17 protein-coding genes are annotated in these 18457 nt (G+C 42.0%); 9 read left to right on the top strand and 8 right to left on the bottom strand.

Annotation, left to right across the window (positions count from 1 at the left end):
• Positions 1 to 625: 625 nt before the first annotated feature.
• The 3 genes from QQL36_RS26570 to QQL36_RS26560 all read left to right on the top strand — a co-directional run bounded on the left by QQL36_RS26570 (position 626) and on the right by QQL36_RS26560 (position 6441).
• The gene (locus QQL36_RS26570; protein WP_321567334.1) at positions 626 to 3724 is read left to right on the top strand and encodes a SusC/RagA family TonB-linked outer membrane protein; all 3099 of its coding nucleotides are present in this window, start codon (positions 626 to 628) and stop codon (positions 3722 to 3724) included.
• Between the two features lie 35 nt (positions 3725 to 3759).
• On the top strand, positions 3760 to 5193 hold the full coding sequence (locus QQL36_RS26565; protein WP_321567333.1) for a RagB/SusD family nutrient uptake outer membrane protein: 1434 nt from the start codon (positions 3760 to 3762) through the stop codon (positions 5191 to 5193).
• A gap of 162 nt (positions 5194 to 5355) precedes the next feature.
• Positions 5356 to 6441 carry a Gfo/Idh/MocA family protein gene (locus tag QQL36_RS26560; protein WP_083727776.1) on the top strand — a complete coding sequence of 362 codons (1086 nt, stop codon included), beginning with the start codon at positions 5356 to 5358 and terminating at the stop codon, positions 6439 to 6441.
• A gap of 101 nt (positions 6442 to 6542) precedes the next feature.
• On the opposite strand, the gene QQL36_RS26555 is transcribed toward QQL36_RS26560, so the two are convergent.
• On the bottom strand, positions 6543 to 7427 hold the full coding sequence (locus QQL36_RS26555; RefSeq protein WP_321567332.1) for an SMP-30/gluconolactonase/LRE family protein: 885 nt from the start codon (positions 7425 to 7427) through the stop codon (positions 6543 to 6545).
• 135 nt (positions 7428 to 7562) lie between these two features.
• Between QQL36_RS26555 and QQL36_RS26550 the strand changes: the two genes are divergently transcribed.
• Positions 7563 to 7919 carry a DUF2200 domain-containing protein gene (locus tag QQL36_RS26550; protein ID WP_083727772.1) on the top strand — a complete coding sequence of 119 codons (357 nt, stop codon included), beginning with the start codon at positions 7563 to 7565 and terminating at the stop codon, positions 7917 to 7919.
• Here QQL36_RS26550 and QQL36_RS26545 read toward each other — a convergent pair.
• The 7 genes from QQL36_RS26545 to QQL36_RS26515 form a co-directional block, all read right to left on the bottom strand.
• Positions 7916 to 9256, bottom strand: a complete 1341-nt coding sequence (locus tag QQL36_RS26545) for an alpha/beta hydrolase family protein (RefSeq protein WP_321567331.1) — start codon at positions 9254 to 9256, stop codon at positions 7916 to 7918. The two genes, QQL36_RS26550 and QQL36_RS26545, sit on opposite strands and share 4 nt — an antisense overlap.
• Positions 9253 to 9828, bottom strand: a complete 576-nt coding sequence (locus tag QQL36_RS26540) for a hypothetical protein (protein ID WP_083727768.1) — start codon at positions 9826 to 9828, stop codon at positions 9253 to 9255. Before QQL36_RS26540 ends, QQL36_RS26545 begins: the two co-directional genes overlap by 4 nt.
• Before the next feature lie 6 nt (positions 9829 to 9834).
• Positions 9835 to 10101, bottom strand: coding sequence for a PadR family transcriptional regulator (locus QQL36_RS26535; RefSeq protein ID WP_220388834.1), 267 nt, complete (start codon positions 10099 to 10101; stop codon positions 9835 to 9837).
• Positions 10102 to 10594: 493 nt separating this feature from the next.
• Complete coding sequence (locus QQL36_RS26530) at positions 10595 to 11404, bottom strand: hypothetical protein (RefSeq protein WP_321567330.1); 810 nt, start codon at positions 11402 to 11404, stop codon at positions 10595 to 10597.
• 116 nt (positions 11405 to 11520) lie between these two features.
• The gene (locus QQL36_RS26525) at positions 11521 to 12018 is read right to left on the bottom strand and encodes a hypothetical protein (protein ID WP_321567329.1); all 498 of its coding nucleotides are present in this window, start codon (positions 12016 to 12018) and stop codon (positions 11521 to 11523) included.
• 205 nt (positions 12019 to 12223) lie between these two features.
• Positions 12224 to 14614: a TonB-dependent receptor gene (locus QQL36_RS26520; protein WP_321567328.1), complete on the bottom strand. Its 2391-nt coding sequence runs from the start codon at positions 14612 to 14614 to the stop codon at positions 12224 to 12226.
• Positions 14615 to 14702: 88 nt separating this feature from the next.
• Positions 14703 to 15413 carry a hypothetical protein gene (locus QQL36_RS26515; RefSeq protein ID WP_321567327.1) on the bottom strand — a complete coding sequence of 237 codons (711 nt, stop codon included), beginning with the start codon at positions 15411 to 15413 and terminating at the stop codon, positions 14703 to 14705.
• Positions 15414 to 15735: 322 nt separating this feature from the next.
• Between QQL36_RS26515 and QQL36_RS26510 the strand changes: the two genes are divergently transcribed.
• The 5 genes from QQL36_RS26510 (at position 15736) to QQL36_RS26490 (ending at position 18438) form a co-directional block, all read left to right on the top strand.
• Positions 15736 to 16185, top strand: coding sequence for a hypothetical protein (locus QQL36_RS26510; protein WP_083727757.1), 450 nt, complete (start codon positions 15736 to 15738; stop codon positions 16183 to 16185).
• Complete coding sequence (locus QQL36_RS26505; protein ID WP_083727755.1) at positions 16148 to 16504, top strand: hypothetical protein; 357 nt, start codon at positions 16148 to 16150, stop codon at positions 16502 to 16504. Before QQL36_RS26510 ends, QQL36_RS26505 begins: the two co-directional genes overlap by 38 nt.
• A 122-nt stretch (positions 16505 to 16626) precedes the next feature.
• Positions 16627 to 17193, top strand: coding sequence for a Crp/Fnr family transcriptional regulator (locus QQL36_RS26500; protein ID WP_321567326.1), 567 nt, complete (start codon positions 16627 to 16629; stop codon positions 17191 to 17193).
• Between the two features lie 265 nt (positions 17194 to 17458).
• Positions 17459 to 18130 (top strand): type 1 glutamine amidotransferase domain-containing protein, encoded by a 672-nt coding sequence (locus tag QQL36_RS26495; protein ID WP_083727751.1) that lies wholly within the window; start codon positions 17459 to 17461, stop codon positions 18128 to 18130.
• An 11-nt stretch (positions 18131 to 18141) separates the two neighbouring features.
• Complete coding sequence (locus QQL36_RS26490; RefSeq protein ID WP_321567325.1) at positions 18142 to 18438, top strand: putative quinol monooxygenase; 297 nt, start codon at positions 18142 to 18144, stop codon at positions 18436 to 18438.
• Positions 18439 to 18457: the final 19 nt, after the last annotated feature.

Genomic DNA, 18457 nt, shown 5'->3' with positions numbered 1-18457 from the left:
CTGGTGAGTACATTTCATTTTAAAGCACTATAGAGGCGCCCGTAAAGGCATATTTAGTATCCAATGAAGGTACTGAAGGAGCAATGGCGTGAACAAGATAGCAATTACCTTACAACCTGCAAATGCTGCCACAATAATGGCGCAAAAATCAAAATCAATGAAATTCTTTCGGAAAAATTAAAATCAATCAAATCACTTTTCAACCAATTTAATCTAATAGATAAAGAAGCAGATAGGTCAACATAAGAAAACCAACAAGGAGTGTGCGAATAATGATACAGGGGGCACCCTCTGTCGGGCTTTTTATTCTCATTGACAAGCCACCGCCAATAATACACTTCTGCAATCCTGAATTAATTTATCAGATATCTAAACCACTGTATACAACTATAGCAGACAAACCATGAAGCGTTAGTACCGCACCCATAGCAATTTGTCCCAGCTTATAAAAATCCAAAAGCGCGCCAACTACATTTTATCACACTAAAATGATGCAATACTGATTAAAATTATTAATGCCTCCACCACCACCGATTTCTTTATATAAGCTACAGCAGCATTGCCGTATTGTGTAAAACAATGTGGCGTATAACTATTTTATTTCAACTAAAATCTAAAAGGATTTATGATGAGCAAAACAATGAATTTTGCCAGGTTACTTGTCATTGTCATAATGTTAGTGGGTATATTTCCCCCAAATATTATTCGGGCACAGCAACGAAGTAGTATTACTGGAATAGTAACAGATTATAACGGCGTACCGATTCCTGGGGCAAGCGTCAAATTGAAGGGTACAAAGGTATTTGCGATTGTCGGAGCGGATGGGAGGTTCAATTTGGGATTACCCAATAATAATACTTCTGACGAGATTGAAGTTAAATCATTAGGTTTTGAAACCTATTCCCAAAAAATAACTAACACTGAAGGCAACGTTCAAATTCGTTTAAAAACAACTTCCGGAATACTGGGCGAAGTGATTGTAGTTGCTTACGGTACCTCCACCAAAAAGCTGGTGACAGGCGCTTTGGCTACCGTGAATGGAAACGAACTTGCCGACAAACCCTTTACCTCTCCTGATAAGACATTGCAGGGTGCCGTTGCGGGCCTGCAAATCACTTCTTCCTCCGGTGCACCCGGCTCTAATACAGATGTTCGTTTGCGTGGTATCGGTTCTATTAATGCAAGTTCCAGCCCATTATGGGTAATTGATGGCGCCATCGCTACTTCTGGTGATCTTACTTCTCAAACTACAACAGCTAATGCGTTAAGTAGTTTGAACCCGGATGATATTGAAACCATCACCGTTTTGAAAGATGCAAGTGCTACTACACTATATGGATCAAGGGCTGCAAATGGAGTTATTATTGTGACCACCAAAAAAGGGAAGGCAGGAAAAAGCCAGATTAACTTTAGTGGAACATGGGGGGCTAATTCAAATGCCTTTTGGAATAATAACAACAGGCCTATGACAACGTCGGAATACATGAAGGCATTCAGCCAGGCAATTATCAATGGCGGAGAGGCATCCGATGCAGATGAAGCAAAATCAGTCATGGTCGATAATTACGGGGTAGATTCTACAGTGAATACCAATTGGCGTGACGTGGTTTACCAGACAGGCCTGCAAAGCCAGTATAACCTGAGTTTGTCCGGCGGGAACGACAAAACACAATATTACGCGTCCAGCGGATATTTTAACCAGGAGGGAGCAACTATTGCTTCCCATTTCAAGAGGTATAATGGCGCTTTATCAATAAATTCAAAGGTAAATGAACGTCTTTCTTTTAGTACCAACATCAATGGTACCTACTCTGAACAAAGAACACCTTCCAATAGTGGCTATTTTTCGAATCCGGCAGGGAACATTTATTTTGCCCTTCCGTGGTATTCTACGCGGAATGCAGATGGGTCTTTTAACTACGGATCAGCAAACGATTATGGTGGCGGAAACGGGAATTTCCCACTTATTGCAGGAGACAATTATAATCCACTTATCATAGCCGCATGGGATAAGAATTCTGCTAAGACTGCAAACTTCAGAGGAGCCGTTTCGGGTGAATATAAAATCCTGCCTAACCTGAAATTCACTTCGAGATTCAGCGGGGAATATTTCTATATTCATGAATATAAATATTACAATCCATTTTACGGAGATGGTTATGCGACTGAAAATCCAGGAAGAGTTACGATCTATAATACAAACATTTTTGACTGGACATTTAATAACCTGCTGAACTATCATGCCAACCTGAATTACAATAAAGATTTTACTATAGATGTAACGGTAGGTCAGGAAGCCTATAAGTACAACAGAAGCTATGATAATTCAAGTGCATCAGGTTTGCCTTTAAATCTGAAACTTACCAATGCGGTGAACGCAGCCAATCCGTTATCCTTTACAAGTGGTACAGGTTACAACGCTACAAATTCTTATTTATCTAATGCCATATTCAGTTTCAGAGATAAATATATCCTTTCCGGCAGCTATCGGTTAGACGGATCTTCCGTTTTTGGTGAGAATCATCGCTGGGGTAGCTTTTTCTCTGTCGGCGCATCCTGGAATGTGAGTGAAGAAACTGCTCTTAAAGATATTAACTGGCTGAACCTGCTGAAGCTAAGAATTTCCTATGGTGAAAACGGGAACTCTTTAGGCTTCGGAAACTATCAATCCATCGGCACATATGGCTATGGCTATAACTATGGAGGAGATGTAGGAAGTGCACCCACAAATGTGAAAAATGAAGATCTGACCTGGGAGAAAAACAAGAATGCTGATATAGGTCTTGACTGGGCATTTTTTGGCAATAGGTTAGCCGGTACAATTGATCTTTACCACCGAAAAACCAGCAACCTGTTGGTGACAGTTCCATTGTCCTACACCACCGGGTATAGTGGCGGCGAATTAATGAATGTAGGCGCCATGACAAACCGTGGTATCGAATTTACCATTACAGGAACACCGGTTAAGACAAAAGATTTTACCTGGGATGTATCGTTTAATATTGCTCACAACCGCAACAGGGTGAATAAACTGTATGGAGGAAATCCTATATCCAATGGCAGTTTTATGATTGCAGAAGGACACGATGTACAGGAATATTATTTAAGAAACTGGGCTGGTGTTGACAAAGAGAATGGTAATCCTTTGTGGTACACAAATGCTGCGGATACTGCCACCACCAGTACAATATCAAAAGTTAGTAAAGACTTTACCGGAAAATCAGCATCACCTAAATGGTTTGGCGGATTTACGAATACATTTACTTACAAGCAATTCTCTTTGTCAGGTACCTTTTCCTACAATTTTGGGAATTATTTGTTTGACACTTATGCAACTTACTATAATAGTGATGGGGCATATTATGGTTCAGAAGGACAATCGAACCGGCAGTTGCAGGCATGGACTCCTGAAAATACCAACACCAATGTACCAAAATTGTCTACAACCAATTCTACATCCTCCTATGCATCCTCTACAAGATATTTGTATAAAGGAAATTATATACGGTTAAGAAACGTGCAATTCACTTACTCAGTTCCTGCCTCCTTATTAAAGCATTTAAGGGTCGCTAATGTTTCTGCCTATGTAAATGCAACCAATTTCTGGACATTTGGAACAGACAAGTACCTGCCGTTTGATCCGGAACAGGGCATTAAAAATGTGGCCAACCTGAATGCTCCAGCTGTCAAAACAATCGTCGGTGGAGTGAAAATAGGTTTCTAACAAATTTTATTAATTATTGACTAATCACCATCATAATGAAAATATTTAAATCCAGATATTTAAGATTTGTACTTCAGCTAATAACGGTTGCTGCGTTGATGGCATCCTGTTCGAAAAATTTCATTGAAAGGCTTCCCGAAGATGCTGTTTCAACTTCAGAGGCCATCACAGACAAAAGTTCCATGCAGAGCGCATTAAATGGCGCCTATGCAGAACTGAGAGCCCTTGGCCTCTATGGGGCTGATTTGCCGATTATAGGAGATCTGCTGGCAGATAATAGCTTTGTGCAAACAGGTAACACAGGCAGGTTCCTGACCATTTATCAGTACACATTTATTAGTGATGATAGTTATTATTCTACCATCTGGAATAATGCTTACACAGCTATTCTACGTGCAAACAACATCATCAATGCTTCACCCTCAGGAGATCAGGCAGCGATTGACGAACTCAAATCACAGGCTTATGCTATCAGAGCCCTGGTGTACTTTAAGCTGATCAATATTTATGCACGTAATTATGAAGATACTTCCGGCTTAGGGGTCCCGATTGTGTTGGAGGACAATCCTGCAAATAAACCAAAAAGAAGTTCAATCGGGCAGGTATATAATCAGATAGAAAGCGATTTACAGGCAGCACTCTCTAATATCGGAGATTATACCAGCTCAATTACAATCAGTAAATATGCAGTTGAAGCATTGTTAGCTAAAACCTACTTTTACTCCAGGCAATATGATAAAGCATTAACTACAGCTAAAGACGTAATCGATAATTCGGGTTTTACCCTGACATCTTCTTCATCTGCCTATGCATCTTTCTGGGCAAATGCAGCAGCGAAAACGGACAAGGTAGAGGTACTGTTTGAAGTAGATGCCGACGCTACAAATAATAATGGGTCCAGCGATTTAGCACGCCTATATAATAATGGATATAACGATATTTATTGCGATTCAACATTTTATCGTTCTTTTTCTGAAACAGATGAAAGGCGTACCCTGCTGCTGGAGGGAACTACAAAGGTTGGGAAGAGTGCATATGTTGTCAATAAATATCCCAATGGCGGAAATACGGACAGAGATAATATCAAAGTCATCCGTTTAGCAGAAGTTTATTTGATTGCGTCTGAATCAGCCGCCCGTTTGGAACAAAATAGCGTTGCTTTGGATTATTTGAATACACTTGCCCGGAACAGGGATCAAAGTTTAACTGCATATTCTTTAAGCGGCCAGCCGCTGATTGATACAATCATCGATGAAAGGCGTAAAGAACTGGCTTTTGAAGGAGATCGTATCTTTGATTTGAACAGGTTGGGATTGACTGTGGTACGAAAAATCAACCAGGGTGGACTTTCTGTAACCAGTAGTTACCTTTCTGTTGCTTATGCTGATTTTAGAAGAATTGCGCCTATACCTTATACTGAAATAAAAGCCAATTCCAATTTAGCAGATGAGCAGAATCCTTCGTACTAATGGTATTGACGTTTTTGTGTAAAATGTAATTGGGCAGTCAGGGTGCGAAACCTACCATAACAGGAAAGCCGGAGACAGAATCTCCGGCTTTCCTGTTATGGTTGCCAAACCTTGAAAATAATTCCCTATCTTAGGTAAATAACCCATATCAACCTTACAATTATGAATTCCCGTCGTGTCTTTTTACAAAACCTTGCCATGGCTTCTATTGCCATTCCATTTACCAATTTCAAGCTGTACGAAGAGAAACCCCTTCGTGTCGCCATCTGTGGGCTGGGAGGGTACGGCTCCCGCGTTGCCGAAGCCATCCAATCCTGCTCGCGCGTCAAACTCGTCGGGGTCATCAGTGGCACGCCTTCAAAGATCAAAGCATGGCAGGCCAAATACAATATTCCGGAGAAGAATTGCTATAACTATGAGAACTTTGACGAAATCAAAAATAACCCTGATATAGACGCTGTGTACGTCATTACACCTAATGCCCTACATCATGACCAGGTCATCCGCGTTGCAAAAGCAGGTAAACATGCGATTTGTGAAAAGCCAATGGCACTTAATGCAAAAGAAGGGCAGGAAATGATAGATGCCTGTAAAAAGGCCAATGTAAAGCTCCTGGTAGGTTATCGTATGCATTTTGAACCCAATACGCTCGAAGTCATCAGAATGCGAAATAACGGCGATTTCGGCAAGATTCTTTTTTTTCAGGGCCTTTGTGGATTTAAGATCGGGGATCCCAGCCAATGGCGCCTTAATAAACAATTAGCCGGCGGAGGATCAATCATGGATATCGGCATCTATGCCATCAATGGCGCAAGATATATGACAGGCGAGGACCCTGTGTGGGTAACGGCACAGGAAACCAAAACAGACCATGTAAAATTTAAAGAAGGTGTAGACGAAACGATCCAGTTTCAATTCGGCTTTCCCAGTGGCGCTACCGCCTCCTGTCTGTCTACTTATGCGATGAACAACCTGGACAAGTTCTTCCTGAACGGAGATAAAGGCTTTGCTGAAATGCAGCCCTCTACTAACTACGGACCCATTAAAGGACGTACTAACAAAGGAGAATTAACCAAACCCCATACCATTCACCAGGCAGTTCAAATGGATGAAATGGCCGCCATTATTTTTGATAACAAACAACCCATCGTGCCTGTCAATGGCGAAGAAGCCGTTAAAGACCTGAAGATTATAGATGCTATTTATGAGGCAGCACGTACGGGCAAAAAGGTAAACCTGCATCTATGATCAGATGAATCATTATATTCCAGCGGAAGTGCAGGAGAGGGCAAGAATCAGGGTGGCCATTCAACAGAAGACCAACCGGGTAAAAGCCTGGAAACTTTTATTTATTCTACCCCTCTCACCTTCATCCTCAACGTATACACCCCCTCTGACGCTGTTATAAACAATAGCTTCCTATCTTTCCCTCCAAAACACACATTCCCCGTCCAGCTCTTCGAAACCGGTATATTCCCCAGTTTTTTACCTGTGTTATCATACACCGTCACCCCATTCCCGGTTATATACAAATTTCCCTCACTATCCAGCGTCATCCCATCAGAACCCTGCGGCACAAACTCCTGCTTATTTGCCAAACTCCCATCCGCTTTGATCTCAAATCTATAAGTCTTATTCGCTGCTATATCCGCCACATACAAATACTTTCCATCTGGGGTGCCAACTATCCCATTCGGTTTTACGACACCATCTTCCACTATTATCGGTTTACTTTCTCCTTTACGCAAATAATATACCTTCTGTCCGGCAATATCAGGCTGTTTTCGATCCCAATATTCTCTTTGATAATACGGATCAGTAAAGTAAATCCCACCTTTGGGATCAATCCATAAATCATTCGGCCCATTTAACCGCTTGCCTTCAAATTGACTCAGTAACACGGTTACTTTTTTATCCGGGCTAATAGACCAAAGCTCATCCTTTTCATCTGCACATGCAATCAGGTTACCTTTTTGATCAAAATACAAACCATTGGAACGCCCGGTCTTATCCATAAATAAAGTGAGTCTCCCTTTCGTATCATACTTCCATATTTTATCATTCGGTTGGTCAGTGAAATAAATATCTCCTTTCTTATTCACCGCCGGACCTTCTGAAAAAGCAAATGTTGCAGGGAGTTTTATTAGTTGAGCACCAGGCGCGACTACACTGATCTGGGCGGTTACCTGGGTCGAAATCAAACAAAAAGTAATTAAAGCGTGGATGCTGTTCATATAATTATTTTTCTCTTCCCCAAAATAAGTAAAAGAACTTTACGATCATTAAAGAAACGATTTTACAATTCATATTACACGCACTTTTTATTGCTTAAGGGAGAACCCATAAACCAATAATAACTATCTTTAAATATGGACCATCATGAACGCATCGCAAAACTTACCTTCGCCGGTGTCTACCCCATGTACCTCCAAAAGGTAGAAAAGAAAGGCCGGACAAAAGAAGAACTGGATCAGGTGATCGAATGGTTAACCGGCTTCAATATCCATCAACAAACCGAACTCATTAAAGAAAAAGTAACTTTTGACATCTTCTTCCAAAAGGCAACCTTAAACCCCAATGCGCACCTCATTACCGGTGTGATCTGTGGCTATCGTGTAGAGGAGATCGACAACCCCTTAACCCAACAGATAAGGTACTTAGATAAGCTGGTGGATGAGTTGGCCAAAGGGAAGAAGATGGAAAAGATATTAAGAACGGAGCACTAATGCACCGTCCTTATTTTTATCCATTTAGTAATATCTTCTAACACTAACGGCGAAAAGGTCTGTTCAATCCTCGCATACTCTGTAGGACTACCCGTTTTACACTCCTGGAACAGGTGATTTAAACCCTCATACTTTTTGATCGTTACATCCTTATTCCCTGCTTCTTTCAACGCTGCCGCTATCTTTGGCAGGTTGTCCTTTGGGGGTACCTGCAGGTCCTTTTCACCATTTACTGCCAGCACAGGACAATGCACTTTTCGGAGGGAAGTAGTTGGATCATATTTGATAAAGAACTTGATCCATGGCCATGGACGCATCATTTCTTTCACCTCCTCTTCCGGATTCCCTTCTCCCAATTGCTTATAATAGGATGTCAGGTCTTTTTTGATCGTACTATCATCATCATTGTTGACGATGATGTCAAAAGCTCCTTTATTCGTCGTATTAATTTTTGTAATGGCACTATCCGGTGTTCCCTGTGCATGTAAAATCAATGCTGTTTGTTTGAGGAGCAATTCATCACCCCTGATACCTGTACCGGCCAGCATCACAATGAAGGCTACATTCTTATTTCTTGCTGCGACTATTGGCGCGATCAATCCGCCTTCGCTATGTCCCATCAATCCAATTTGTTTTATTTCTTTGCGTGTCTTCAGGTATGCAATGGCGCTTTCTACATCGTTAGCGAAATCCAATGAGTTAGCTGATTTGAAATCACCGGTTGACTTAGCTACTCCCCGGTCATCATATCTCAACACAGCAATTCCCTGACGGGTCAGGTAGTCTGAAATAATCAGAAATGGTTTATGTCCCAGTAGTTCCTCATCCCGGTTTTGTTGGCCGCTACCAGTGATAAGAATTACAGCAGGGTAGGAGCCGGTTTTCTTTGGCAGGGTCAGGGTGCCAGCCAGCGTAATATGTGCCTGGGAGTTTTCAAAGGTGACATCTTCAGAATAGTAAGGAAGTGGCAAAGTCGGTTCCTGTGGATGTTTGACAGGTTCCACAGTGCCTCTCACAAATGTAAGCGGCAATGTTTTACTTCCCTGGGTAAACGTACCTGTTAAACTATCGGTTTTATATTTACCAGTGTATGCGGCATGAATGGCATCGATCTGTAAATGCATGTCAGGGTTGTTGTAAGTGAATTCACTTACAGGAATACCTTTCGCTCCCTGGTCCGGACTATCTAATGTAACGTTGTACCCGGTATCCGACTTTTGAATATTTAATACCACGCGAAGTGGCCCGAGCTTGCCATTCCAGCTACCAGAGATGTCTTGTGCAATCCCGGCAATAGCTATGAGCAGGGTTAGAAAAGTGATGGTAATCTTTTTCATGGTTTTTTCTTTCTAATTACTTTAAGAATATAGATAATAATGAAGTATAACAGGATACAGGTAACAATGGCAATAGGAATAAAGTAATTGCCGGCAATTTCCCGGATACCTTCCTGTTTCCTGATGATTCCAAAAAAGAATGTATGCGGACCCACCCAGAGACCGGTTATTTCCGGTTTGATAATTTTCATGACAATCAATATTGGAAAGGTCACCAGCATAATCGTCATTAATGAAAGCACGATATAAGCGATCCCGTTTCTCAGGTTCAGGAACAGCGCCTGTAATAGGTACCTGACATTGAAGGTCTTGATAGCCTGGTCAATTTTTTTGCTGGCCACCACCTCTTTGAGTGTTATTTCCGGATCGCCTAGTCTGTCCAGGATATTGAGTAATGCTGTCATCTCATCCTCCCTGTGATCTGTGATATACTCATAGATATAGCTGTTCACCTCCATCAGACATTCTTCCTGGTCTTCCTTAGATAGGATTTGTGCGACTCTTTTACAACGATTTATATAGTTATTATACACTCGCTGGCTGGCTGGGTTTTTAAATTCTATTGCTTTCATGCAGGTTTATTTTATAAAATTTTCATCTATAGATTTCTTCATTGCTGCCAGGTGTGCCCTGCCATCGTCTGAAATGTAATAGTACTTTCGGGGGATGCCCGTTGGTTGTTCTATCCATTTGTAAATCAGTAACTCCTCTTTCTGAAGTCGGGTCAGCAGAGGGTACATGGTGCTTTCAGTCACCTCGGTATTGAAATCCTCTTTTAGATGCTGAATGAGTTCGTAGCCATAGCGTTCTTTGGTGTCAAGCGCCTTTAGAACGAAGTATGGCAATAGCCCTTTTTTTAATTGGGTCTCCCAATTTTTTAAGAATTCGTTTTTCACGGTGCAAATATATGGTATTAGGATGTACTATGCAATACGAGGTATTATTAATTTCGAAATATACTGATTATCAATATGAAATGAGAGGGTGCAAAGTGCCTGATTGGGCAGATATGAGATTTTTTTGATTACTATACCTCTTATTTGTTGCCTCAATAACTCATTCACAGGCGATTAGGATTGACCAGGCTAAGGGCCAGCTTTTAGGGGTATACGCGTAGTAAAACACAGCAAACATACTTTGCCGCAGGAATGATCAATAAGATGGTTTTTTAAAGAATGTAAAGCGGTGCCTGACTCAAAAAAGTCTGGAACGATGTGAATTTAAGGTGACTATTATCGTGGGAGGAAAACAAGTTGGAATTCACTAATGGGGAATGAAAACTATTTTCAAAGAAAACAGGCTGTATCGTCATTTTATGATACAGCCTGTTTCTACAACTTATTGCTTACAAGAAGTATTGTAATCGCTAAAGATCTGGATACCCATATCCTGCAATTTGCTACCACCTCTGTCTAACTCACCTTTGATCAATTTGCCCATACCGCTCTTTTTCTTTTCCTCCTTGGCCGGATCATAAGTGCTGTAATTACCTCCAGCCAGTTTGTCTGCTACAGTAGGACAATCGCTTACCAGTTTCTTGATGTCAGATGTGGTCAGCTCTTTGGGCTTATCATCACCTTTCTGTACCAGGATATCCGGGTTGTCGCGAAGGTTTTGATTAGAAGCTTCCATTTCTGCAACGTCGCTGTTACCCACAGCTACAGGAGCCGGATAACCATACAGACGATACATTTTGATAGGGCCGTCAACCAATACTTCTGCCATGTGTGTGGTGTGGGAGAGGTTCTTGATTGTTTTGATCTGCGCACCTAAACCACCTCCGCTGGTTAAAGCTTCGCGCTTGTTGACAAATTTGATCATACGAAAGTGTCTTTCCACGCTATCTTCGATAGCTACGTACTCTTTCATATCATCAGCATCCAATACTTTAAATTTCTGCTTCTTTTTTTCGGCGTCAATTGATTCCTTAGCAATAAATTTAACTTTCTTCTGGTTTCTCCAGGGATTTGATGCATTGCCGTACAGCTTTACAATTCCCTCGATTTTCTGGTCGTCTTTTGTGATAATGTACCCCTGTTTTTCTGTCCCTTTAAGTTCGTACTCATCGTTGTCAGTGTCGGTAGTGTCTTGTGCAAAGGCTGCCATTGATAGAATGAACATGCCTACAGTCAGAATTGATTTTCTCATAGATGTTTTTGAGGATTATGCAGGCAAAGAAAGTATGATTATTTATCATATTAAATAAAAAATGACTGTTTTGGAGATTGTAGGTACGGATTAATTATGCGATGTCAGATGGGATTTTATTGCATAAATGCGCCTGCAGGGCCGCCGTATAGTGGGGAATAGCCGTAAGAATTACTTCTGCTTACACTTACGCTACCGGAAATGGAAAATGTTTTATCATTACTGATATACATTACACCCACCTGGGCAGCAGGGTAAATGCCAAAGCTCCTGGTCTGCATAGGGCCATAGCCGGTTTTGCTGGTAGTGGGCTGGTAAAAAAGATTATTGGATTGAAACAGGGTAGGCGTGGCAGATATATTACCAAAGGCAAAGAGGTTATTAGTCAGCTGACGGTTCAGCTGTAATGCCATTGGCGCTGACAAAAACGTACTGCTACCACCTTTAAATGCCATAAAACCGGTGGAAACGCCGGTATATTTAGTCACAAACCATTTATTATGCTGTCTGGTAGTATCAGACAATCGGCCGGGTGCCCCGGAATAAAGCGGGGACTGAGCCTTTGTCACTATAGCAGACATTAAAATCGCGATAAAAATGATGGCGCGTTTCATTATATGAAGGTAACTATCCTTTTTGTGAATATTGCTAAGAAAATCATAATATTCATACAGAAAGGGTGCCTTTTTAGGGAAAGACATCAATCGTCAGCGTGTGTTTGCCTGTTTAAATTTTTTGATTTGCAAATTCATAGTCCTCTTTTAATTTTAGCGTCAGCGTATCCCTGTTACTTATGTCACATCCCCTTTTTATTTATTTTTAAAACTTATAAGAAATCGACAACCGATAATTTCGCGGAGCTTCTGCCTGATAGTAGTAGGCATTTATATAAGAATAATAGGAACCACTGAACAGGTACTTATCCAATATATTAAAAGCATTCACCGTGATGCGCAATTTATTTCCTTCCCAGAATAATCCGCCATCCAGTTTGAAATAATCCGGCAATCTCTGCAACCCTACACTCCATGTATCCGTCTCACGACCCGCCAGATACGTAAACCCACCAGAAATACCAGCGCCTCTCAGCTTGCCGGTACGTAGTTTATATGTCAGCCATGCATTGGCCACATGCTTTGAATAACCAGGCACCACATCACCCACTTTAATACCTGTAGCTTCAGAAACACCCGGATTTACCTTGCTCACTTTAGAATCCGTCAAGGCATAATTCGCAGTCAAGTCCAAACCTGGCAGAATTTCACCACGAAGATCAAACTCCACACCCTGTGCTCTTCTTTGACCAAATACTATACTCAGTCCTGAATTTGCCGGGGCATTCGGATCTGCAGTCAGTTCATTTTCTTTTAAGATACGGTATACAGATACGGTGGTATTCCATTTCCCTTCCATCCAGTCTCTCTTAATACCAACCTCTGTATTATTACCTGTCAATGGTTTTAATTTACCTACGCTCACAGCACCTGCCTGTGGGGTAAATGCCTGGTCATATAATGCGTAGATAGAAGTATAGTCGTCAATAGATACACTCAATCCAATACGTGGTGTAAAGCGTTTTGCTTCGCTTACCGTACCGAAATCGGCCTGATTGATATAAGTATAGCGACCTGCTAATGTCAATCTCACTTTGTTATTAAAGAAACCTAATTCATCCTGCAGGTAAAAGCTGGAATACCGGGAGTTGATAATGCCATAACCATTAGCAGCTCTTGCTTCCAGGCTCAAGGTGTGGTCAAACACAGGGTAACCGTTGGATGGATTATCGAGGGTCAGGCCTGGTGCAAAAGGATCGAAAGGCGCAGCGCCGGTATCCAGCGAATGTGTTTGCGCATAATCCGCCACGTACTTTTTATTGCCCATGTCAATACCGGTTAAGATCTTGTGTACCACAGGACCTGTAGTAACCTTACCATTCAGGAAAACCTGACCTAAAGACATGGTGCTTTTTGCTTCCCAAATGCCTGTGTTCCTGTAATATTTACCATCCGCTTCTACAGAATCTGCCCACATAGATGAACCATCCTGATTATAAAGATAATAAGCAGCTTGTGCAGTCAGTTTCCAGTTCTCATCGATCTGGTGCTGCACATTAACGGTGAAGCTGTGATCGTTGATGATGGTAGGTTTCAGGCCAGCTGGCAGGGCACTTAAAGTACGGTCATAAGTGGCATAACCAAATGGACTGAATACATAATAAGATCCTACGTCAGACATATGTGCACGCTGGTAGGTGTACTCAGCAGTTATCTTGGTATTATCATCTACCTGGAAAGAAACGACTGGTGCAAAAGCATACCGATCGTTGAACTCATTTGTTCTGAAAGAGTTTTTATTTTGACCTGAAAGGTTCAGGCGGTAGAGGATCTTTCCATCTTTGCTTAACTTTCCATCCAGGTCCAGCGAAGCACGGTTCAGGTTATAACTGCCCATGGTATAACTGAATTCATTTTTGTGCTGACCAGTTGGTTTCTTCGTCACCACATTATATAAACCACTGGGGTCGCCACTGCTGATCATGAACCCTGCCGGGCCTTTTACGAATTCGATATGGTCTACAAAACTCATATCTTCCGTGAGTGGTCCCCAATAGGAGCTGACTACGTTAAACCCGTTGCGGAATGCCTTTACCTGGGAGCCACGCATAGTGATATTGGTATACAGATCGCCCCAGTGTTCTAATCTTACAGCACCACTCACATTACGGATGATGCCATCGCTCATGCTGATGATCTGTTGTTCTTTGATAGACTGGTTGGAAACCACCTGGATGTTTTGTGCCACTTCTATCAATGGTTCCTGCAGGCGTAGGGACTGCGATGGATTGTCCATCTTCACACTATTGGTACGTGCATTGACCATCACTTCTTTGAGCTGTGTTCTATTGATGTTCAATTCAAAATTTACGGTTTCATTCTGACCAGCTTCTACAGTCACCTGTTTTTCCTGTGGTTGTATATTGACTGCACTTACGGTGATGGTGTAGGTTCCTGGCGCCACGCGGTTAATACGGAAGTGGCCCTTGTCGGTGGTAGCAGCACCATAAGAGGTACCTTTGAGGCTTACGGTTACATAAGCTACAGGATTACCGTCTTTTGTGGTGACTACGCCGTTCAGACTGCCGTGTTGTTGTTGCGCATGTACAGTTGATGTCAGCAACAGTAAAGAGATGATAGGTAGTAGTAATTTCATGATTGTTGGTTGACTAGAATGTTGGCAAAGAAACATTAAAATCAACCGCGCGTATAGCAGATACGCCAGAATTTCCGGATAGCGTAAACTATTTTCCGGATAGCGTAAATGCAGGCTGAGGCTTACTGATATTAGAAAGTGCAATGAGTCCCGCACTGGCGATGATAGCCCCGCCTACAAATGGAAACCCTGCACCTACAATATCTTCTATGGAAGAAGAAAATAGAAACGGCAAACAGAATAACATGCCTGCTGTACCCAGGAAAATTGCCATATAGGCGCCGAACTTTGTGATCCATGAGGTAACGGGCATAGGATGGGTTTTAGGTGCATAGCTGAACACAGCTTCCCGCAGGGTGCTGGTCTGGCAGTGAGCATAGTCTTCTATCGTCCAGGTACTGATCGGTTTAGCCTGCGTTCCGTTTTTAAAATCATGGTAAAAGGTACGCCATAGATCGGGGAGGAGCAGGGCGCCGAATAGAAAGATCAGGAGGCTGGGGATGGTACGGTTACCGTTTCCCAGCATAAATGCCTGCAGACGGATTTCGTGTACAGGTGTCATTTGGAAGCCGAGTAAGACATGCTTTAGATCATGGCTTTCGTAACCCGGTACAAGGCGCAGGTTGTGACGTATAAGGCAGGCAGCGATATCTTTACCCAGGGTACCATCTGGCAGGTTATTTAGTTCCCTGGTTTTTTCTTCGAAGACAGCGATGTCGTAGAATTGTTCTATTGTCCAGACAGATAGGTGAAAGGATTTGCGGATGATGTTCCGGGCGAGTATTTGGAAGACGTTCATATGATCTGATATAAGGATAAATTAATGCGTTTTCATGTTTTTGGATCAAGAAGATAGGCTATCATTCAGGTTTCTTTTGTTGTCTTTCACGCGCCTTTGCCTCTTCATTTTTCCAATAGTCCTCTGTCTAAATACACCATTGCCTCTTTCATATTTTTAGGCTGGGCATAGACTGATGAACCCATCAGCAATAACCACAAACAATATTTCATAATGTCTAAGGTAAGCAATTTCAAAATATATTTATTTTTGCAATCGATCCCGTACTTCTCGCAATGTATTTCCTTGTATCTTTATGTCTATCAATCGATTATTACCCTGTATGAAAACTGCAATGATTAATTGCATTATTCCTGTATCTATCGGCGGACTCATATATATGCTTGGAAGACACGACAGTTTGAAGATGTTTCAATGGTTTCAACTCCTCCACCTTGAAGCGTATATCTATCATTTCCGTACGGTATATAAAGATTCCATCACATCCGGGATGCCTGCATGGATGTTATACTCCCTGCCCGATGCATTATGGATGTATTCCTTTACCTCCGCCGTACTCCTATCATGGAAAAGAAGACTGACCATCTACCTGCTCATTCCTTTTATATTAGGGGCTGGCTCTGAAATAGGACAATACTTCTATGTCGTACGCGGCACTTACGATTTCAATGATCTCCTGTGTTATTGCACAGGATTTTTACTTTCAATAATCATTATCACCAAACCTCAAACAAATGTTCAAGAATCACCTGTTGACACTCATTATCTGTAGCTTTTTTACATTCCTTGCCTTTGGATCGGACGATGAAAAGAAAGATGTTTCTAAAATGAACTCCGAAGCATTTACGATCTCCAAAAATTTTGTAAGAGAAACATTAAAGGCCCCTGGTAGCGCTGATTTCCCAACGCTGGATTTTACATCTGACTACATGGGAGAAAATACTTACATGGTCAAGAGCTACGTGGACGCTCAGAATAGTTTCGGGGCCAAGCTCAGAACACATTACGTAGCAACTTTGAAATTCAATGGTGGCGATTGGGCGGATAAGTCGAACTGGACGCTGGTTGACCTGAAAACCTCTGAACAATAGTCGGGAGGGAACATCAAATTGAGAATCGTGTAAACGATTAGCTATATCCAACCGATACCCGGGTAAAACAGGTTGATCGTACTTTATGATACAACCTGTTTTTTATACCTTTAGTGTCAACTATGGATAGACTAAGACAGCATATTGAAGCCATTTCACCATTAACCGATGACGAATTTGAGTATGTAAAAGGTTATTTTACGCTGAAAAAGGTACGGAAGAACCAGTTCCTTATTCACGAAGGAGATGACGCGAAATATGAATACCTGGTCCTGTCAGGGATCTATAAGGTCTTCTTTGTGGACAATGCTGGAAAGGAATACATCATGCAGTTTGCACAACAAAACTGGTGGATGTCCGACTATTATGCCTTCTTTAAACAAAAGGACGCGTCTATGTTTATAGAATGTATGGAAGGGGGGGAAGTGCTTTATTCCACACTGGCATCCAGAGAAAAGCTCTCTGCCGACCTGCATAAAATGGAACACTTTTTCAGGGCCAAGCTCACTAACGGCTATGTCGCCCTGCAACAACGGATCAAATTGTTGCTTTCCAGTACGCCACAACAGCGCTATGAGGAGTTTTCCAGGTTGTATCCTGAGCTGATAGAAAGAATACCAAAGAAGTTTATAGCAGAGTACCTGGGCGTAAGCCGGGAAACCCTGAGCCGGTTGTATGGCAAAGGGTGATACTGAGTCAGTTGTATGGTAAAGGGAAACCCTGAGTCGATTGTATAGTAAAGGGTGATCCTGAGCCGGTTATATCGCAAAGTATAATCCCGAACTGTTTGTATGGCAAAGTATAATCCCGAGCTACTATATAGCAAAGTATGATCCTGATCTGCTATACAACCAAGTGTGATCCAGATCACACTTTTTTAGTGACCAGACTCCTTCTCTCACCCTGCCTCATGGATGTAATTTTGAGTTATCAAAAACACTTAACTCTTACATCATGAAAACAAAAGTATTAATCATCGTATCCAATGCCAATGTAATTGGCTCTCATAATAGAAGAACCGGTACCTTTCTGCCTGAAGTAGCACATCCTTATGCAGAATTTGATAAAGCAGGTTTCGAGGTAGATTTTGCCAGCTTAACAGGTGATACCCCTTATTTAGATGCCCTGAACCTGGCCAATGATCCTGATAACCTGAAATTCCTGACCGGCAAGGGCTGGGCAGATATGCAGCAGGCAAAGGAACTCTCCACTGTTGATGTGAGCGCATATGATGCCGTGTTTGTACCTGGTGGACTCGCACCAATGGTCGATATGCCGGAAGCTCCCTTGCTGAAAAAAGTAATCGCTGAAACTTATGAACGGAATGCTGTGGTAGGTGCCGTGTGTCATGGACCTGTATCTTTGTTAAATGTGAAGTTGAGTGACGGGTCTTACCTTGTGAATGGCAAACAAATCACTTCTTTCACTACAGAAGAGGAAGACAATTATGCAAGGAAGGATGTACCTTTTGACCTGCAAACGGCACTGACCAGTCAGGGTGCGATATTTCATGCAGCTGCGCCATGGTCTGCGAATAGTATTGCCGATGGCAGACTGGTAACAGGTCAGAACCCTGCTTCTGCAAAAGGAGTAGGCGAGAAAATGGTGGCTATTTTAGAAAAATAAAAGAGAAAAAGATGAATACAGAATCAGTTTATGTGTTTGCCAAATGGCAGGTGAAGGAAGGACAGTTGGATGCAGTGCTGGAATTATTACAGGAAGTGGCGGCGAAGAGTCGGGAAGAAGAAGGAAATTTGTTTTATAACCTTCATCAAAGTAAGCAGGATGCGAATACCTTAATGTTGTATGAAGGATATATCAGTGAGGCAGCGGTGGAGGTACATCGGAATGCAGTGTACTTTCAGGAGCTGGTGATCGGGAAGATCGTGCCATTGCTGCAGAATAGGGAAGTGGTGGTAACAGCACAGATTTAAGTGCAGAGCCGGGGATGTT

The organism is Chitinophaga sp. LS1, assembly GCF_034274695.1.
Classification (GTDB): domain Bacteria; phylum Bacteroidota; class Bacteroidia; order Chitinophagales; family Chitinophagaceae; genus Chitinophaga.
Note: the sequence above shows the minus strand (reverse complement) of the source record. Positions and strands in the feature narration are given on the sequence as shown.

Bases quoted from the DNA above. Each gene is read 5' to 3' on its own strand.
- QQL36_RS26490 (WP_321567325.1), top strand. From the start codon at position 18,142: ATGAATACAGAATCAGTTTATGTGTTTGCCAAATGGCAGGTGAAGGAA.
- QQL36_RS26525 (WP_321567329.1), bottom strand. From the start codon at position 12,018: ATGAAACGCGCCATCATTTTTATCGCGATTTTAATGTCTGCTATAGTG.
- QQL36_RS26500 (WP_321567326.1), top strand. From the start codon at position 16,627: ATGGATAGACTAAGACAGCATATTGAAGCCATTTCACCATTAACCGAT.
- QQL36_RS26520 (WP_321567328.1), bottom strand. From the start codon at position 14,614: ATGAAATTACTACTACCTATCATCTCTTTACTGTTGCTGACATCAACT.
- QQL36_RS26530 (WP_321567330.1), bottom strand. From the start codon at position 11,404: ATGAGAAAATCAATTCTGACTGTAGGCATGTTCATTCTATCAATGGCA.
- QQL36_RS26570 (WP_321567334.1), top strand. From the start codon at position 626: ATGATGAGCAAAACAATGAATTTTGCCAGGTTACTTGTCATTGTCATA.
- QQL36_RS26560 (WP_083727776.1), top strand. From the start codon at position 5,356: ATGAATTCCCGTCGTGTCTTTTTACAAAACCTTGCCATGGCTTCTATT.
- QQL36_RS26550 (WP_083727772.1), top strand. From the start codon at position 7,563: ATGGACCATCATGAACGCATCGCAAAACTTACCTTCGCCGGTGTCTAC.
- QQL36_RS26505 (WP_083727755.1), top strand. From the start codon at position 16,148: ATGTTCAAGAATCACCTGTTGACACTCATTATCTGTAGCTTTTTTACA.
- QQL36_RS26510 (WP_083727757.1), top strand. From the start codon at position 15,736: ATGAAAACTGCAATGATTAATTGCATTATTCCTGTATCTATCGGCGGA.
- QQL36_RS26545 (WP_321567331.1), bottom strand. From the start codon at position 9,256: ATGAAAAAGATTACCATCACTTTTCTAACCCTGCTCATAGCTATTGCC.
- QQL36_RS26515 (WP_321567327.1), bottom strand. From the start codon at position 15,413: ATGAACGTCTTCCAAATACTCGCCCGGAACATCATCCGCAAATCCTTT.
- QQL36_RS26495 (WP_083727751.1), top strand. From the start codon at position 17,459: ATGAAAACAAAAGTATTAATCATCGTATCCAATGCCAATGTAATTGGC.
- QQL36_RS26555 (WP_321567332.1), bottom strand. From the start codon at position 7,427: ATGAACAGCATCCACGCTTTAATTACTTTTTGTTTGATTTCGACCCAG.
- QQL36_RS26540 (WP_083727768.1), bottom strand. From the start codon at position 9,828: ATGAAAGCAATAGAATTTAAAAACCCAGCCAGCCAGCGAGTGTATAAT.
- QQL36_RS26565 (WP_321567333.1), top strand. From the start codon at position 3,760: ATGAAAATATTTAAATCCAGATATTTAAGATTTGTACTTCAGCTAATA.